Source organism: Sediminibacterium roseum (assembly GCF_009939005.1).
Taxonomy (GTDB): domain Bacteria; phylum Bacteroidota; class Bacteroidia; order Chitinophagales; family Chitinophagaceae; genus Sediminibacterium; species Sediminibacterium roseum.
The window spans coordinates 437,192-455,640 of the sequence record NZ_JAACJS010000002.1; the positions used below are offsets into that span (position 1 = coordinate 437,192).

Here is an 18,449-nt window from a genome sequence, read left to right on the forward strand (position 1 = left end):
GCCTTAAACAAGAAATAATGAAAGACTGCTACACGCTTTTCGCCAGTGCCTCTTCTTCGTCAACGCCCACGTAACTTTTTTCAGGCAGTCTTTTTGAAATGATGAGGAACAGCACGAAGGTTACCGCAAGGATCACCAGGAACATCCAATAATATTTGGCGCCGGTGAACTGGCTGAAAAAGCCTTTGTTTACGATGTTTCCGTTGATCAGTCCCACCACAAGGTTGCCCGCAGAAATACCCAGCAGGTACATTGCGCTCATGGTGCTTTTCATTGATTTTGGCGCGTGGGTATAAGCATACTCAAGGCAGGTTACGGAAACCAGTACTTCTGATGCGGCCAGTAAAACATAAGCAAGTATCTGCCACCACACGGATGGTTTCTGGCCGATGTCTACTTTCTCCTGCAGCAGCGCGATCACCACAAATGCAAGTCCGATGATCAGCAATCCCGCGCCGATCTTTCTAAGTGGCGATACGGTAAGACCTCGTTTCTCGAGAAAAGGAAACACCAGGTAGCTGAACACTGGAATCAGCGCCACTACCAGGAAGGGATTGATCGCATTTACCTGCTCGGGCAGGATCTGGAAATCGCCCCATAGCGTAAGGTCGAGGCGCGTTGCCTGCAATACCCATTCAGAAAGGTTCTGGTCCCACAAAGCCCAGAACACAACCGTAAACGCAAATATGGCGAGGATGCGGTATACGGCCTGGACCGCGTCGATCGATTTGGGTGAATATTTTTCTCCAACGGCATCCCATACTTTCTGTCCCGCCTTGCGGCTGAACAGTTTTACCAGCGCATAAAAAGTGATGGTTACAAAATTCTCTTTCTTTACCCCGGCAGGCGGCACTTTCTTGTATTTTTTCCTACCGATGAAAAAGATGATCGTTGCCAAAGCCATTAATATACCCGGAACGCCAAAGGCAACCTCAGGACCGTAACGGTCCTTTAAAACGGGAATGAATATCGGCGCAAGCGTTCCGCCGGTATTGATGGCCATGTAAAACCATCCGTATGCTTTGGAAAGAAGGTTTTCATTCGACTTGTTGAACTGGTCGCCAAGGTTTGCAGACACATTCGATTTGATACCACCGGCGCAGCAGGCGATCACGATCAAGCCCAGCGCAAACACAGGATAGCTTGGCCCTGCAACCGATAAGATAAAATGGCCGATCGTATACACAATAGACACAAACAGGATCACCCTGTATTTTCCAAAAAACCAGTCTGCCATGATCGCACCCACCAGCGGCATGAAATAGGCGAGGGTAACAAACAGGTGCGACATCTCGTTCGCCTTTGCATCGGCCTCTGTGGTTAACGAGGCGATGTTGTGCGGGTTAAAGAACGCTACGGCCATGTACGTTACCATGATCGACCGCAACCCGTAAAAACTGAAACGCTCCGCAATCTCATTCGCGATGATGTAAGGGATCGACTTCGGCATGCCGCTTTTTTTGCGATCGTTCTCTATTTGGGGCATAAGTTGTATTTTGGATTTTTAAAGATAAGGGTAGGCCGGGTAAAATAGTTACGCAAGGGTAAAGTGGTTAAAAATGGTTAAGTTGGTGAAGTAAGTAAAAAGGGTAAGCAGGTGAAATGAGAATAAGGAGGTGGTAAGATCAAAGCAATCGGTAGTTTAGATTGTAAGAACGCCGCCGTAGATTCCTTCCCTGCACCTTGTTTTCCCTGCAACCGGCTCATCGCTTTAAATTGTTTAACCTGATCTAACGTGTAACCGGCACCCAAGAACGCTAACGATTAAAACGCCCCTATGTCTCAAGACAAAAAAACGTTTAAGCCATTCGTTTCCCCTGAAACGAATATGAAAGAGCTCACGGTTAAATCGATCCTCGTGGGTAGCCTGTTTGGTGTCATTTTTGGCGCCGCCACGGTGTACCTTGCGTTGAAAGCAGGATTGACCGTTTCTGCTTCCATCCCCATCGCCGTTATCGCGATCACGCTGGGAAGAAAATTTTTGAAGACCACCATTCTTGAGAACAACATCATCCAGACCACCGGTTCTGCAGGAGAAAGCATTGCGGCCGGTGTGGCATTTACCCTGCCGGGTTTTTTGTTTTTGTCATCGCCCGACAGCGCCTCTTATTTCAATTACCTCACCATCCTGATCCTTGCCATTGTTGGCGGATTGCTGGGAACATTGCTCATGGTGCCGCTGCGCAAGGCGCTTATCGTTAACGAACACGATAACCTTCCTTATCCCGAGGGAACAGCCTGCGGCGATGTGCTGAAGGCAGGAGAAAAAGGAGGGGATTTTGCAAAGACCGCTTTCTGGGGACTGGGTGTTGCGTTTGTATACGCCATCTTTCAAAAGATCCTGCATGTAATTGCAGAAGTGCCTCATTTTGCTACCAAACAGGCGAATAAGTTTTTCCCTTCCGCAAGGGTAAGCGGTGAGATCACACCCGAATACATGGGTGTGGGCTACATCATCGGCCCCAAAATAGCAGGCGTGCTGGTGGCAGGTGGCGTATTGAGCTGGCTGGTGATGATACCGTTGCTTTCCACATTGGTTCCCTCAGACATGATCGCCATGCAGCTCAATAAACTCGGCTATCTCGCAGATCTTACCAAAGCCGGTGGCAAAGGTGGATGGGATCCTGTAACGCATACCTTCAACGATTACTCTGCGGCCATTTATTACGCATACATCAGGCAGATTGGTGCAGGAGCAGTAACGGCAGGCGGGATCATCACATTGCTGAAGACCATCCCAACCATCGTTAAATCGATCAAGGGAAGCATCGCTTCGCTGAAAGCAAACAAAGAACCGGGCGCTGCTGCGGTATTGCGTACCGATAAAGACCTCAACCTGAAAATCGTAGGGATAGGAAGCCTCGCGCTGATCGCATTGATCGCTGTATTGCCGCAGGTTCCGGGCGACAGCATCGTACAAAAATTATTGATAGGCGTGCTGGTCATTTTATTCGGGGCCTTGTTCGTAACGGTTTCTTCAAGGATCGTTGGATTGATCGGTTCTTCCAACAACCCAATCAGCGGTATGACCATCGCCACGGTAATGGGTACGAGCCTGATCTTCCTGAGCGTTGGCTGGACGGGCAAAGCGTTTGAACCCCTGGTACTGGTAGTGGGTGGAATGATCTGCATTGCCGCCGCAAATGCCGGCGCCACTTCGCAGGATCTGAAGAGCGGATACATCGTGGGTGCAACGCCACGCAACCAGCAGATCGCATTGTTTGTAGGCGCGATCGTTTCATCGATCGTGATCGGCCTCACCGTAAAATTTCTCGACAGGCCAACAACCGAAATGGCGCAGCAGGGCATACAGCATGCAATCGGTTCCGATAAATACCCGGCGCCGCAGGCTACGCTGATGGCAACATTGATCAAAGGCATCCTGTCGCAAAACCTCGACTGGCAATATGTTGTGGTCGGGATTTTTCTCGCCGTTGTAATGGAACTCTGCGGCATCAAGGCCTTGAGCTTTGCCATTGGCGTTTACCTTCCGCTGGCAACCACCCTCCCGATCTTTATCGGCGGCGCCATCCGTGGCATTGTTGAGGCAAAGCAAAAGAAAGACAACATAAAACTGAATGCCGAGGAAGAAGAGCTTGGTAAAGGAAACCTCTTCGCAACCGGTCTTGTGGCGGGCGGCGCAGTGGCCGGCGTGGTGATCGCCTTCCTCGCAGGGTCCGATTCCGGTGAACGGTTCCTCAAAGCCGTTGGCATGGAAGACAACCTTACCGGCAGCTTATCAGAAGGCGGCTATTATGTGCTCGGCACTTTGTTCTTCGCGCTGATGGGGTTGATCCTTTACAAGGTGGCCATTAAAAAATCTGCAACAGAATAACGGATCGCTTCCATATTGAAAGGGCCGCATGCAAATGCGGCCTTTTTGATGCCCGGCGTTGCGCGGTTGATGGGTATCGGGTCTTCGGTCTTAGGGTGCTTGCCACTCCGGGCTAAAAAAGGCACCATTATTGAAGAATATATTTTTAAAGAAATCCGGTTGCCTGTTAAACTTTTGCCAACGGGATCTATCCAACCACAAAGCCTCTATCATATGACATTCACCCGTTTCACAAAACTGTTGGCCGGCTCTGTATTGCTGGCGGTGCTGTTTGCCTTTGTACAGGTAAACGCAGGCGACCCAAAGATCAGCATGCCGTATAAAAAAATGGGCCTTACCAGTGAGCAGGCCGCGGCACACCTGCTCAGCCGCTTTACTTTTGGCGCGAAACCGGGGCAGGTAAAGGAAGTGGCAGAGATGGGCCTCGACAAATGGCTACAGCAGCAACTCGATGGCAACCTACCCGATGATGAAGTGAAACGGCGTTTGCCCGACAGCAACTACGAGGCTTTGCCCATGACCAATGAAACGATCGTGAACACATACCTCAACGCAGGGCAGGTGATCCGCATCGCCGCAAGAAACAATTTACTTGATAAAGATTCGATCCGCAACCTCGATAAACCCGAATACCGCCAGCAACTCAGGAAGATCATGGATGAGCAGGGGTATAAACTTCCACAGGAGCTGCAAAGACAGATCGTCAACCAAAAAATAATCCGCGCAGCGTACGGCCAGAACCAGCTGCAGGAAGTGCTTACCGATTTCTGGTTCAACCATTTTAATGTTTCGCTCACCAAGGGCCAGTGCCAGCAATATGTATTGACCTATGAGCGCGATGCCATACGCCCTAATGTATTGGGCAATTTTGAAACGATACTGGAAGCAACGGCCAAACACCCCGCGATGCTGGAGTATCTCGACAATGCTTCGAGCGTTAGCATGGACAACGACATGGCGCGCAACCAGCAAAAGAACAACCTCGCCCGGCTGGAGAAACAACGCACACAGGCGCTCGCCAAAAACGACTCGTCGATGATGGGCAAGCTGGAACAGCAGATGACGAATGCAAAAAGAGGACAGGGGCTCAACGAAAACTATGCGCGCGAGATCATGGAGCTGCATACATTGGGCGTTGATGGCGGCTACACACAAAAAGACGTAACCACCGTTGCACGTGCATTGACAGGATGGAGCATCATGCCGATGTATAAAGACGGACCGGGCACAAGATTGCTGAAAGCCGCGGGGCCCGATTTCCTCGCCCGTAAAGGGTTTGTGGTAGAAGGCGATTTCCTGTTCCGCGCAGACAAGCACGACGAAAACGAGAAGACCATTTTAGGAAAAACATTTCCCGCAAATGGTGGTTATGAAGAGGGCCGGCAGGTTTTGCAGATGCTGTCGATGCATCCTTCCACCGCAAAATTTATATGTACCAAACTGGCAACGCGTTTTGTAAACGATACGCCATCGGCGGCGCTCATCAGCAAAATGTCGGAAGCTTATCTCAAGAGCAATGCAAACATCAAAACCGTTCTCATTGCCATGGTGAACAGCCGTGAATTCTGGGATACGAAGGCGTTGCGCGAAAAAGTAAAATCGCCTTTTGAGTTCGCCATCAGCGCCATCCGCGCCACCAACGCAGATGTGCAGCAGCCGTTCCAGATCTACAACTGGTGCACAAGAATGGGCCAACGTTTTTACTATTACCAGGCGCCCACAGGTTTTCCCGACAGGGCCACGTACTGGATCAACACCGGTTCGCTGCTCAACCGCATGAATTTCGGTTTGGCATTCGCCACGGAAAAGATTCCAGGGGTAAAACTGAATCTCGCAGCGCTCAACGACAACCACGAGCCCGAAAGCGCGGAGGCAGCCTTGATGATCTATAGTAAAATATTGCTGCCCGAAAGGAACCAGGACGATAACATCAGGAGGCTCACAGCCATGGTGCGTGATTCGAACCTCGAAAAAAAGATAACGGAAGCCGCAAATAAAACAACAGATCCAAACGCAGCAGCAACGGCCAATACGCAGGATGATATGATGATGACCGCAGCCTCGCAAGACAACCGCAGGAACAGGAAAGCCAACCAGCGCGCAGCACTGAGCAAAAAGAATTTACCGGTAACAACATTGTATGTTGCAGGAAATACAAGCACGGTTTCGCAGGTGGCAGGAATAATTATTGGTTCACCAGAGTTCCAGCGGAAATGATCTTGTAGTGAATAGTGCATCCTGCCAGTAATTCAAAACGCCTATCCTCCCAACCTTAAAAAAAGACCTTATGATAAACCGCAGAGCATTCATGAAATCCGGCGCCCTCGCACTTTTTGCAGCGGGTGTGGGAGGCGTTCCCACGTTTATTGCGCGCGCCGCAAACAGCAGGAAGATCATCCCGCCCTATAAAAAGAACAAAGTACTCGTATGTATTTTTCAACGCGGTGCGATGGACGGGCTCATGGCCGTGAGCCCTTACGCCGATGCCAATCTGAAAACACTGCGCCCTACGCTCTACATGAGCCCCGCAGAAACCGAAGGCAAGATGTTTGACCTCGATGGCAGGTTTGGCCTGCATCCATCGCTTGCTGCGTTCGATCCTTATTTTAAGGAGGGACGGATGGCGATCGTGCATGGTGTGGGAAGCCCTAATACCACGCGCAGCCACTTTGATGCGCAGGATTACATGGAAAGCGGAACACCTTTCAGCAAAAGCACGCAGAGCGGATGGCTCAACAGGGCCGTGGGTTTGCTCGGGCACGAACCCGCAACGCCTTTCCGCGCAGTGAGCCTGACAAGTTCCCTGCCAAGAAGTTTTTATGGCGACAATGAAACACTTGCCATCAACAACCTACAGGAATTTGCGGTGCAGATGCGGGGCAATCCGCTGGCATCGAACCTTGCATCAAAATCATTTGAGTCTTTATACGATCAGACATCCAATCAACTGCTCAACAAAACAGGCAAAGAAAGTTTTGATGCAATGAAGATGCTCAATGTGAACAACCTGAAAAATTACCAACCTGCCGCAGGTATCGTGTACCCGAATTCGGCGTTGGGAAATTCGTTGAAACAGATCGCAACACTGATAAAAATGGATATCGGCATGGAAGTGGCCTTTGCCGAAAGCGGCGGATGGGACACCCATTTCAACCAGGGCACCGCAAACGGCGCGCTGGCACGCAACCTGAAAGATTTCAGCGACAGCATCGACGCATTCTGGAAAGACATGTCTGCCTACCAGGATGATGTAACCGTAATGACCATGACCGAATTTGGCCGCACCGCCCACCAGAACGGAACCGGCGGAACCGACCACGGCCGTGCAAGCTGCCTCTTTGTACTGGGCAACGATGTGCAGGGCGGAAAAGTGTACAACAACATTAAAACGCTTGCCAAAGAGGACCTGGAAGATGGAAGGGACCTCCCGGTAAGTACAGACTTCCGCTCCGTATTCAGCGCGGTTGCAAACGGGCATTTGAAGATCAACAACAACAAGGTACTGTTCCCTTCATGGGACGGGCAGTCGTTGGGCGTGATGAAGGGATAAGAAGTGATTCGTTGATCGAAAATATAATCGACATAAATAAAAAGGTGGATCCTGGTTGATCCACCTTTTTTCATAGTCACCGGGTTTTTGGTTAACGGTACATAATTCCTGCTTATTTGACTACCCTCAACACATGCCTATCCCCCTCGATGCTTACCCTGAACATCAGGTATTCGGGCGGTGAAGCGAGTTGCTGTTTGTAGTCATGCTCGGCATCTTCTGTTTTGTAAAGGTCCACCTGGTATTTATACATTTTCGTGAGGTTGAACTTTTTCATGATGTTCTTTTTCATTTCTTCTGTGTAATGGAGCCTGCTCACATCGGCCCGGCCAAAGTCTTCGGCTTTGTAGTTGTTCAATTCTTCGTTGCTGATCTTTTTAGAACCGATCCATACACCATACAGGTCCGCATTTTTAAAGTCCTCAAACTGTTCAGCGGTTGGATGTTTTGGCGGATTTGGCGTTGGTTTTTTCCAGAACACTGCCCTTGCCAGCCCGCGTTGTGCGTTGTTCATGTGTTTGTAGATGATAACCATACGTGCACGCTCTCCAGGGCTTACCTGGGGCAGGGTCTTATGGCCGTGCTTTGTAACGGTTATGTTTTTATCGATGATGGCATTGTATTCATTCAATTCTTCCTGGCTCGCACCCGATCCGGGCGGATAGGGCGGATTGGGTACGATCGCCGGGGCAATTTCTTCTGCCACCTTTTTTTGATCCTGTACTTTGTTTGGTTTGGTTTGTTGCGCCAGCATTTCTTTTGCGCTGAAAACGATCAATGTAATAGCGAAGACGGGAACCAGCGTTATTTTTTTCAACAGCGCTGTTACCCTGTTATAATTTTTAGTCATCATGATCAATCTTTTTTTGGTGATGGAATAATTGAAATTGCTGGTGAAGAGCGAGGCGCTTTCACTGCATGTTTTGTCCAGCAACAGGAGTTGATAAGCCGGCACATCAGCGTACGTTCTGATCACCGCTTCATCTGCGAGGTACTCGTGGTTGAGCTGGATGGCTTTTTTATAGAAGATAAGAAGTGGATTGAACCAGAGAACGGCCTGCAGCAGTTCGATAAAGATCACGTCCCACGAATGTTTCTGCCTTACGTGTGTAAGTTCGTGCGTAATGATCTCCTCTTCTATCCCGTTGTTTGCATACGCTTCCCCGTTGATAAAAACATAATGAAGGAAAGAATAACTCGCTGTTCTTTCGTTCATCAAAACCAGTTTTGCACCGCGGTACGGAACCGTTTTGTTTCGCCAGGCGCCTGAAAGTACGCGGTAAAGATTTCTTACAAACCTGGTGAGCAATACAAGGGTAACCAATGCGTAAACAATCATTGTAAAAGGAACGATGTTGCCGGTTACTACAGGCGCCGCAACAGGCGATGGCGAGGCCTGCGTTATTACTGCAGATAAAGGTTCTTCGCCAATAACAAAATAATCGGCCTGCAGCAATGGCAATGTCTCCGCTGTGACGCTGAAACTGATCAACGGCACAACAAAAGAAAACACGATGCTGCCCAGCAGGTACAAGCGGTTGAACCGGTGCATTTTTTCTTTCTCCAGGAAAAGAAGATACACCAGCAACAGGATGCCAAGGCAGGCAGTGGATTTGAGAAGATAGATCATCTGTTGTTCTTTTTGAGATTTACAAACGGGTTCCCTGTTCCTTTTACTTGTTCTTTGTTTTTTTCTGGATCTCCTTATCGATGATCTTACGCAATTCTTTCAATTCATCTGTAGTAAGGTTACCCGCCTTCGTAAAGAACGACGCGAACTGTAAAACCGAATCGTTGAAATTGTTGCGTATCATACCATTTACTTCCTTCGAGAAATAATCTGATTTCTTTACAAGGGGATGGTACTCTCTCGAATTTCCGAAAACCTTATACCCGATGAATCCTTTGTCGGTTATACGCTTTAACAACGTGGCCACCGTTGTAGGCGCGGGTTGCGGCTCGGGATAGGCATCGATCAGGTCTTTCAGGAACGCCTTTTCAAGGCGCCAGAGATGCTCCATTAACTGTTCTTCTGATTTTGATAGTCTGGTCATGTTCTACAATTTGCAATATTGTTCTACAAGTGTAGAATAGTTTTTTATAAAATGCAAATGTTTTTTACTGTTTTTTTTTATGGGATTGTTAAATGTTGTAGGAATTGAAACGCGGTTACGCAATCTGTAACCGGGTTTAAAACCAGCAAAACGCTTGTGGCACTCTATTTGAATAATGACAGGTGGATCAAACCATTTTTTTATGAAAAAGTTATTTACCTCCCTGTTTTTACTTGGCGCATTGTTCACCACAGTTGATACAAAGGCGCAGGTGAGCGTCGGACTCAACGTCAACATCGGCAACCAGCCCGCCTGGGGGCCGGTAGGATATGACCATGTTGATTATTATTACCTCCCGGATATAGATGCTTACTATTCTGTTCCGCAAAGGCAGTTTGTTTACTATGATAACAACCGGTGGATCCGTGCGCGGGCATTGCCACCACGTTACGGCAATTACGACCTGTACACTGGTTACAAGGTTGTGGTAAACGAACCGCGCCCTTATTTGCGCGCCGATTATTACCGCAGCAATTATGGAAAGTACAAAGGCTGGAAAGGTGAGCGCCAGATCGTGATCAGGGACAGCCGTGATGATAAATACAAGCACCACGACAATGGCTGGCACGGCAACAACCCTAAGAGCAAGGGTAAGGGAAAGGGCCATCACTAAAATGAAGTGACGAATATACCCCGCCGTTAGAATACGGCGGGGTATATATTTATCAGAGTTTGCCGTTCCTGATCTCTTCTACAACACCCGGATCAAGCAAAGTAGAAGTATCGCCGAGATTTGAAACTTCTCCTTCCGCGATCTTCCTTAGGATCCTGCGCATGATCTTTCCGCTGCGCGTTTTAGGCAAACCGCTCACAAACTGGATTTTATCGGGCTTTGCAATCGCACCGATGATGCGCGTTACGGTTTGGAGTATGTCTTTCCTGATCAATGTTTCATCGCTGTGGTGCACGCCATTGTAGATCACGTATGCATAGATGCCCTGGCCCTTGATGTCGTGCGGGTAACCCACCACCGCGCTTTCCACAACGCCTGCATGCATGTTGATCGCGTTCTCTACTTCCGCGGTGCCGATGCGGTGGCCGCTCACGTTCAGCACATCGTCTACCCGCCCGGTAATGCGATAGAAACCATTTTTATCGCGCAGCGCGCCATCGCCCGTGAAATACATGTTCTCGTAAGTAGCGAAATAATTGGTGCGGCATCTTTCATGATCGCCGTAGGTGGTGCGGAGAATACCCGGCCACGGTGCTTTGATGCACAGGTTGCCCGAAACGGTTTCCTCTCCTTCGGCAACGATCTCTTTTCCGTTCTCGTCTACCAGCACCATTTGTAACCCTGGCATCGGCAGCGTTGCCCAGCTCGGCACTGCGGGCGTAATGCCTGCGAGGTTGCTGATGAGGCAGCCGCCTGTTTCGGTTTGCCACCAGGTATCTACGATGGGACATTTCTTTTTTCCCACGTTCTCATCGTACCAATGCCATGCTTCTTCGTTGATCGGTTCGCCCACCGTGCCCAGCACTTTCAATGATGAAAGATCTTTTCCCTGCAGGGGCTCCTGTCCAAAACCCATCAGGCTCCTGATGGCGGTTGGTGCGGTATAGAAAATGGCTACTTTGTATTTGTCGATGATGTCCCAGAACCTTCCGGCATCGGGCCAGGTTGGAACGCCCTCAAACATCAGCGAGGTGGCGCCGGCGCTCAATGGGCCGTATACAATGTAGGTATGTCCCGTGATCCAGCCAATATCTGCCGTGCAGAAATGAACCTGTCCATACCGGTATTGAAAAACATTTACAAAAGTGTAGTTCGCCCAGATCATATAACCGCCGCAGGTATGCACCACGCCTTTTGGTTTACCTGTTGAGCCCGATGTATACAGGATGAACAGCGGGTCTTCTGCATCCATCTCTTCTGCTTCTATGAAGGTGATGCCTTGTTCTTCCACGTGTTTCATTTCTTCTTCCCACCAAACATCTCTTCCCTTGATCATGGAAACGGGTGTGCGTGTCCTGGTGCAAACGATCACGCGTTTTACTGTTTTGTTTCCGATCAACGCATCATCGATCACGCTTTTCAGCGGAATGTCTTTTGCGCCGCGGAAAGCGCCATCGCAGGTTACGATGAACGCTGCCTGGGCATCGCTCAACCTGTCTGCGATACTCTGCGCGGAGAATCCTCCAAACACCACGCTGTGTATCGCACCGATCCTTGCACAGGCAAGCACTGCAATGGCGAGCTCGGGAATCATTCCCATGTAGATACAAACCCGGTCGCCTTTTTTTACGCCGTTGTTTTTTAACACCTGTGCAAACTGGCAAACTTTCTCCAGCAGAATTTTATAGGATAAGGTGCGGCTGTTCTCGTCGGGTGCGTTGGGCTCCCATATCAGCGCGGGTTGATCGCCGCGTGTGGCAATGTGCCTGTCGAGACAGTTCTCTGTTATGTTGAGTTTTCCACCTTTGAACCATTCGATTTTTGGTTCTGTAAAGTTCCATTCGAGCACGGTGTCCCATTTCCTGCGCCAGCTGAAATGTTGCGCCACATCGCCCCAGAATGCAGAAGGGTCGCTGATGCTTTGCCGGTATTTTTCCTTGTATTCCTCGAATGAACTTATCTGGTAGGGGTATGACATTTTCGTAGCCTTGTTTACCGGGCAAATTAATAATTAATAATTAGTAATTAATAATTAGGAATTATTGGGCCGGGATAGCGGCGTCTTTCACAAACACCTGTTAGTTGTTTCACCGGCACAATTAATAATTACTAATTATTAATTACTAATTATTAATTTGAAAACCATTACATCTATATGAAACAAACAAAAGGCATCTGGAAAGTGATCGGCGCCTCATCGCTGGGCACATTGATCGAATGGTATGATTTTTACATTTTCGGCAGTCTTGCCACCGTGCTCGCCAACCAGTTTTTTCCAAAAACAAATCCGACTGCAGCATTGCTTTCCACGCTGGCCACTTTTGCGGCGGGTTTTATTGTTCGGCCTTTTGGTGCATTGGTGTTTGGCAGGCTGGGCGATATGATCGGGCGCAAATACACGTTCCTGCTCACCCTGGTGCTGATGGGCGGATCAACCTTCGCCATCGGCCTGGTACCGAGTTATGAAACGATCGGTTTCGCTGCGCCGATACTCGTGCTGCTTCTTCGGTTGGTACAGGGCCTTGCACTCGGCGGCGAATACGGCGGAGCCGCTACTTATGTGGCGGAGCATTCGCCTGCACACCGGCGGGGATTTTTTACATCGTGGATACAGACAACCGCAACGCTTGGTTTGTTTGTATCGCTGGGTGTGATACTGCTGACCAGGCACAGCCTTGATGCCGACCAGGCGAAATCGATCGCCAAATTCAACGATTGGGGATGGAGGATCCCGTTTCTTGTTTCCATCGTGCTGGTGGTGGTTTCTATTTACATCCGTTTGAAGATGAAAGAATCGCCGCTGTTTGAAAAACTGAAAACATCCGGCACACGTTCTGTGAACCCGTTGAAAGAAAGCTTCGGGCACAGGTCGAACCTGAAAATGGTTTTGCTGGCCCTGTTTGGCGCAACCATGGGGCAGGGCGTTGTGTGGTACACCGGCCAGTTCTATGCACAGTCGTTTATCGAGAATGTTTGTAAAATAGATTTCGATCAATCGCGCACGATACTGATCTGGGCCATTTTGTTTGGCACGCCGTTCTTTGTTGTATTCGGATCTTGGAGCGATAAGGTGGGCCGCAAATGGATCATGCTGGCGGGTATGCTGCTGGCGATCGTTTCGTACCAGTTCCTGTTCAAACAATTGCTTACGTTGAGTGAGCATACGAACAAAACAGCGATCACTGACCTCAAACAGATCAAAACAACAAGAACACCGGTAGCGGGCATGGCAGATACCGTGCGGACCGTTGTTGTAAAAAAATTCTACGAAGACGGTATGACCGTTACGGAAACAACAAAAGACACCGTGTACGCTGCTGTTGGGAAAACAACGCTGAAGCCCGATGTTAAAATTTCAAAAACAGTGGGCAAGGGCGATTATTGGAAAATGGTATTCATCATTTTTATCATGATCGTTTATGTAACGATGGTGTACGGGCCCATTGCGGCTTTCCTGGTTGAGTTGTTCCCTACAAAGATCCGTTATACATCTATGTCGCTGCCCTATCACATCGGCAACGGTGTGTTTGGCGGGTTAACACCGTTCGTGGCCACTTTGCTTACCACGATCTATACCAATGATAAGCTGGCAGGATTGATGTATCCCATCATTGTTGCTGCAGTTTGCCTGGTGATCGGGGCATTGTACATCAGCAACAGGATAGACCCGGAGGTGAACGATTAAAAATGTTATTATGAATAAAGTAAAAAGAATAGCAGGCATTATCTGGTTATTGCTCGGCCCGGTAGCGGTGTTCTATCTCGTTAAAACCGCCGCGGCAGAAATTGCAGCCAAACCGGTGATGGACACAAAAATCCAATGGGGCGTTTTCGTGGTTGTATTCATCCCGATCGCTATTGGCATTTCTGTTTTTGGCTGGTACGCGGTGAAAGGGGAGTACGACAATTGAGTTGGGTCAGGGTTCGAAATGGTCAAACGCCCGATCCCCAACAACTCTAACGCTTCCTTAACCACCAAACGCCCTGCACCAGGGTACTAACTCCTAACTTTGCCACATGTCCATACAAATTACACAACTGCTCAAACAATACGGTGAACAGAAAGCGGTGAACGATATTTCTTTCCGGATCGGAAAAGGCGAGATCGTTGGTTTCCTGGGGCCGAACGGGGCGGGTAAGAGCACGACGATGAAGATCATTACAGGATATCTTCAGTCTGATAAGGGGCAGGCCGCTGTTTGTGGCCTTGATGTGAACAAAGAACCCATTGGCGTAAAGAAAAAGATCGGTTACCTGCCGGAGGCCAATCCATTATACCCGGATATGTACGTTCGCGAGTACCTGTATTTTGTGGCGGGTGTTCACGGACTGAAAGATAAAAAGGCGGCAGTTGAAAATGTGATCGCCTTAACCGGGTTAACGGTAGAGTCGAAAAAAAAGATCGGGCAGTTGTCGAAAGGATACAAGCAACGCGTTGGCCTCGCCGCTGCGCTGATACACGATCCGGAGGTGCTGATCCTCGATGAACCCACCAGCGGGCTCGATCCCAACCAGATCATCGAGATCAGGAACGTAATCAAGGCGCAGGGCAAAAACAAGACCGTACTTTTTTCTTCGCATATCCTGCAGGAAGTGGAGGCGATCTGCGACCGCGTCATCATCATCAACAAGGGAAATATTGTGGCCGATGATACCCTGGCCAATCTCCAGCGCGGTAAGAAGGACCAGCACATCGTGAACGTTCAGTTTGGCAACGATATCGACCCGTCTATCTTAAAACGTTTGCAGGAAGTGAATGCGATCGATGCAGTGAGCGGATCGCATTACAGGCTGCAGACCGCTAATCCGGACCAGGTCAGGAAGCACCTGTTAAACCTGGCGGTTGCGTATAACCTCAATGTTGTTTCCCTCCAAACCGAAGGGCAAAGCCTGGAAGCGGTGTTCAAATCGCTCACCCGCGATTAAGTCGCCCAGTGCCCGGGTGGAGCCTCAACCGGAATTCACACAGAACAGAAAAGGCTGGTGCAGTATGGTGCAGGTAGGGTGGAACGATGTTGTTCCGGCAAATCTGTGGCAGTATGGAAGCCCGTAATTGCTTAAATTGCGTCTCATTTAAGAGACACAAGCAATCAAACCATAACCAAACAAGCAATCGACCATGAGTTACATTATTGAAGTACATGCAAGACAGATCTTAGACAGCCGCGGTAACCCCACTGTAGAAGTAGATGTATTAACAGACGATGGCGCGCTGGGGCGTGCGGCGGTGCCGAGTGGCGCCAGTACGGGTATTCACGAGGCGGCAGAGTTGCGTGACAACGATAAAAAGAAGTATGCCGGTAAAGGGGTATTGAAGGCGGTAAAGAATGTGAACGATATCATTTCGGAAGAAATTGTTGGTTTCGATGTGGCCCAACAGGCAGCAATCGATGAAACCATGATAGAACTGGATGGCACGCCCAATAAAACAAAGCTCGGCGCCAATGCCATACTCGCGGTGAGCATGGCGGTTGCAAAAGCAGCGGCAGAAGAAGCGGCGCTCCCTTTGTTCCGCTACATCGGTGGTACCAATGCGAAAACGTTGCCGATGCCGATGATGAACATCCTCAATGGCGGTGCGCATGCGGATAACAAGATCGATTTCCAGGAGTTTATGATCATGCCGGTTGGCGCACCTTCATTCAGCGAAGGATTGCGTTGGGGCGTAGAGATCTTTCATGTGCTGAAAAGTGTATTGAAGAAAAAAGGATTCAGCACCAATGTGGGCGATGAAGGCGGTTTTGCACCCAATATCCAGAGCAACGAAGAAGCGATCGAAACCGTGCTCGAGGCCATCACGCAGGCAGGCTACAAAACAGGATCACAGATCGTGATCGCAATGGATGCCGCCAACAGCGAACTGTGGGATCCGAAAAAGAAAAAATACGTTTTCCATAAAAGCAGCGGCAAAGTGGTGAGCAGCGATGAACTCGTTAAGTTCTGGGAGAAATGGGTGAAACAATACCCGATCGCTTCCATTGAAGACGGTATGGCAGAAGACGACTGGAACGGATGGGCAGCGTTAACACAGGCAGTGGGCAGCAAATGCCAATTGGTGGGCGACGACCTGTTTGTAACCAATGTGAACCGCCTGCAAACGGGCATCGACAAAGGCATTGCGAACGGGCTGCTGGTGAAAGTGAACCAGATCGGAACGCTTACCGAAACCATCAATGCGGTAACGCTGGCGCAGCACAACGGCTACAATACGATCATGAGCCACAGAAGCGGCGAAACAGAAGACACCACCATCGCAGATCTCGCGGTGGCGCTGAACTGCGGCCAGATCAAAACCGGCTCGGCATCGCGTACCGACCGTATTGCCAAATACAACCAACTGATCCGTATCGAAGAAATGCTGGGAAGCACCGGTGTTTATCCCAAAGGAAAGATCAAGTTCGGAACCAAATAGACGGGTGACCAATAGCTTCGGGCCACGGTTACAAACCATGGCCCGAAGCTTACCATACACATGTTTCCTCACATGTGCGTAGCCCGGCCGCAACAGCAATTTTTACCCACAGCCAACAGGCAACCGCCAATAGCCAGTAGCTTGCACCCATGAAAAAGCTCGCCCTCATCATCACCAACAAATACCTTGTGGCATCGGTGTTTTTTGTGGTGTGGATGCTGTTTTTTGACCAGCGGGATTATTTCCAGCAGAAAGACAGGCAGGCGGAGCTGGCCAAGCTGGAAGCCAAGAAAGCGTATTATGTGCAGGAGATCGAACGCACAAAAAAAGAGCTCCAGGACCTGCAGAACAACCCCGCAGCCCTCGAAAAATTTGCCCGCGAGCGTTACCTGATGAAGAAAAATGGCGAGGATATCTATATTATTGAAGATTCTGCAGCAGCAAAAAAATAAAATCCCCGCAAAAACGTTGGCAGCGCTTTGTGATCGCGCCAACAATATTCCTTTTGCTTTCCCGTTTTAGTACACACCGTTGGGAACTGGTAGCCGTAGCTATCAGCCCTTAAGCTCTGGCTGTAAACGGTAAAGCCGGCGGCCAGGCCGGTGGCTTTCAGCCGCACCGTGTATGAAAACATTTAAAGAAGAGGACCTGATCCTGTACCTATACAAAGATGCTTCACCCCAACTCACCACCGCCATCGAAAAAGCATTGGCGGATGATGATCTTGCATTAAAGGACCGGCTCAAGGTATTGCAACGTACCATCAAACAGCTTGACAAGCTCAAACTGCAGTCGCCTTCCAAAAAATCTTTGCGGGAGATTATGAAACACGTGGGTAAATAGTAGTGCGGTACTTTCGTTCCGGCCTGTTCGCATTTGTGAAACGGCTGGTTGCGTTTTTGTCCTGCCGGCTTATACCGATACCACCGTTGCGATTTTTCAGCTACATTTATCAGGTAAAAACCTTTACATGAAACATCTCATTGCAGCATGCTTTCTTGCCTTGTTTTCTTTGGCCGCAAACGCACAGTCACGTGGCAAGGTTATCGAAACACAAAACATCCAGAGTAAGATCCTTTCAAAAAATGTTGCGTATACGGTTTACCTGCCTTCGGACTATGAAACATCCAACCGTACTTACCCCGTGGTATACCTGCTGCACGGCTACACAGACGACAATACCGGCTGGCTGCAATTTGGTGAAGTGAACCGGTATGCCGACAAGGCCATCGCGGAAGGAACCATTCCGCCAATGATCATCGTAATGCCCAATGGAGGAACAAGCTGGTATGTGAATGCATACGATGGAAAAGAAAGCTATGAAGATTTTTTTGTGAAAGAATTCATCCCAACCGTTGAAAAAACATTCCGCATCAAAGCAGAAAAAAAATACAGGGCCGTTGCCGGGTTATCGATGGGTGGTTATGGAACGATGATCTATGCATTGAAATACCCCGAACTTTTTGCTGCTGCCGCACCACTGAGCGCTGCGATCTACGACGATGAAACCGCCGTAAACACTGCAGATGCACGCTACGAAGCGGTGTTCGGACAATTGTATGGGCGCGGGCTGAAAGGGAAAGAGAGGCTTAACAAAAGCTGGTACGATAATTCAGTGCTTAAGATCGTAGAAACAAAACCTGCGGACGATCTCAAAAAAGTTCGCTATTGGATCGACTGCGGCGACGACGATTTTTTAACCAAGGGAAATTCCCTGCTCCACATCCTGCTCACCGATAAGAAAGTTACGCACGAATACCGCGTGCGCGATGGCGGCCATTCATGGACCTACTGGCGAACCGGTATTACGGATGCACTCGCATTTATCGGGGACAGTTTCAGGCAAAAGTAATCTTGTGAACAGTGGATGGAAATGACAGTGTATCGATTTTAATCCCATGAAAATCTCGAATACCGAAAATTAA

The 18,449-nt window shown here is 49.2% G+C and carries 16 protein-coding genes; 11 read left to right on the plus strand and 5 right to left on the minus strand.

The window, feature by feature from the left end; all coding sequences use genetic code 11:
• Nucleotides 1–28 precede the first annotated feature (28 nt).
• Entirely contained in the window at nt 29–1,486 is a 1,458-nt protein-coding gene (locus GWC95_RS01860; protein WP_161816969.1) for a POT-type proton-dependent oligopeptide transporter, read from the minus strand.
• A 291-nt stretch (nt 1,487–1,777) separates the two neighbouring features.
• Here GWC95_RS01860 and GWC95_RS01865 point away from each other — a divergent pair, with 291 nt between their 5' ends.
• Entirely contained in the window at nt 1,778–3,835 is a 2,058-nt protein-coding gene (locus GWC95_RS01865) for an OPT family oligopeptide transporter (protein WP_161816970.1), read from the plus strand.
• Here GWC95_RS01865 and GWC95_RS01870 read toward each other — a convergent pair.
• Nucleotides 3,799–3,963 carry a hypothetical protein gene (locus tag GWC95_RS01870; protein ID WP_161816971.1) on the minus strand — a complete coding sequence of 55 codons (165 nt, stop codon included), beginning with the start codon at nt 3,961–3,963 and terminating at the stop codon, nt 3,799–3,801. The genes GWC95_RS01865 and GWC95_RS01870 overlap by 37 nt on opposite strands.
• An 85-nt stretch (nt 3,964–4,048) precedes the next feature.
• Here GWC95_RS01870 and GWC95_RS01875 point away from each other — a divergent pair, with 85 nt between their 5' ends.
• Together GWC95_RS01875 and GWC95_RS01880 are read left to right on the plus strand one after the other, a co-directional pair.
• Complete coding sequence (locus GWC95_RS01875) at nt 4,049–6,052, plus strand: DUF1800 domain-containing protein (protein WP_161816972.1); 2,004 nt, start codon at nt 4,049–4,051, stop codon at nt 6,050–6,052.
• Nucleotides 6,053–6,122: 70 nt separating this feature from the next.
• Entirely contained in the window at nt 6,123–7,385 is a 1,263-nt protein-coding gene (locus GWC95_RS01880) for a DUF1501 domain-containing protein (protein ID WP_161816973.1), read from the plus strand.
• Between the two features lie 112 nt (nt 7,386–7,497).
• On the opposite strand, the gene GWC95_RS01885 is transcribed toward GWC95_RS01880, so the two are convergent.
• Nucleotides 7,498–9,015 (minus strand): M56 family metallopeptidase, encoded by a 1,518-nt coding sequence (locus GWC95_RS01885; RefSeq protein ID WP_161816974.1) that lies wholly within the window; start codon nt 9,013–9,015, stop codon nt 7,498–7,500.
• Between the two features lie 43 nt (nt 9,016–9,058).
• A complete protein-coding gene (locus GWC95_RS01890) occupies nt 9,059–9,439 on the minus strand; it encodes a BlaI/MecI/CopY family transcriptional regulator (protein ID WP_161816975.1) in 381 nt (126 codons plus the stop codon).
• Between the two features lie 202 nt (nt 9,440–9,641).
• Here GWC95_RS01890 and GWC95_RS01895 point away from each other — a divergent pair, with 202 nt between their 5' ends.
• Nucleotides 9,642–10,112, plus strand: a complete 471-nt coding sequence (locus GWC95_RS01895; protein WP_202630187.1) for a hypothetical protein — start codon at nt 9,642–9,644, stop codon at nt 10,110–10,112.
• Nucleotides 10,113–10,164: 52 nt separating this feature from the next.
• Here GWC95_RS01895 and acs read toward each other — a convergent pair whose 3' ends face one another.
• On the minus strand, nt 10,165–12,090 hold the full coding sequence (gene acs, locus GWC95_RS01900; RefSeq protein ID WP_161816976.1) for an acetate--CoA ligase: 1,926 nt from the start codon (nt 12,088–12,090) through the stop codon (nt 10,165–10,167).
• 177 nt (nt 12,091–12,267) lie between these two features.
• Between acs and GWC95_RS01905 the strand changes: the two genes are divergently transcribed.
• From GWC95_RS01905 to GWC95_RS01935, 7 genes are all read left to right on the plus strand, one after another.
• Nucleotides 12,268–13,797 (plus strand): MFS transporter, encoded by a 1,530-nt coding sequence (locus GWC95_RS01905; protein ID WP_161816977.1) that lies wholly within the window; start codon nt 12,268–12,270, stop codon nt 13,795–13,797.
• 10 nt (nt 13,798–13,807) lie between these two features.
• Nucleotides 13,808–14,023: a DUF6814 family protein gene (locus GWC95_RS01910; protein WP_161816978.1), complete on the plus strand. Its 216-nt coding sequence runs from the start codon at nt 13,808–13,810 to the stop codon at nt 14,021–14,023.
• 106 nt (nt 14,024–14,129) lie between these two features.
• On the plus strand, nt 14,130–15,038 hold the full coding sequence (gene gldA / locus GWC95_RS01915) for a gliding motility-associated ABC transporter ATP-binding subunit GldA (protein WP_161816979.1): 909 nt from the start codon (nt 14,130–14,132) through the stop codon (nt 15,036–15,038).
• Nucleotides 15,039–15,231: 193 nt separating this feature from the next.
• Nucleotides 15,232–16,524, plus strand: coding sequence for a phosphopyruvate hydratase (gene eno, locus GWC95_RS01920; RefSeq protein ID WP_161816980.1), 1,293 nt, complete (start codon nt 15,232–15,234; stop codon nt 16,522–16,524).
• A 149-nt stretch (nt 16,525–16,673) separates the two neighbouring features.
• Nucleotides 16,674–16,976: an FtsB family cell division protein gene (locus GWC95_RS01925; RefSeq protein ID WP_161816981.1), complete on the plus strand. Its 303-nt coding sequence runs from the start codon at nt 16,674–16,676 to the stop codon at nt 16,974–16,976.
• Between the two features lie 172 nt (nt 16,977–17,148).
• A complete protein-coding gene (locus tag GWC95_RS01930) occupies nt 17,149–17,367 on the plus strand; it encodes a hypothetical protein (RefSeq protein WP_161816982.1) in 219 nt (72 codons plus the stop codon).
• Nucleotides 17,368–17,494: 127 nt separating this feature from the next.
• A complete protein-coding gene (locus GWC95_RS01935) occupies nt 17,495–18,376 on the plus strand; it encodes an alpha/beta hydrolase (RefSeq protein WP_161816983.1) in 882 nt (293 codons plus the stop codon).
• The last annotated feature ends 73 nt before the right edge of the window (nt 18,377–18,449 follow it).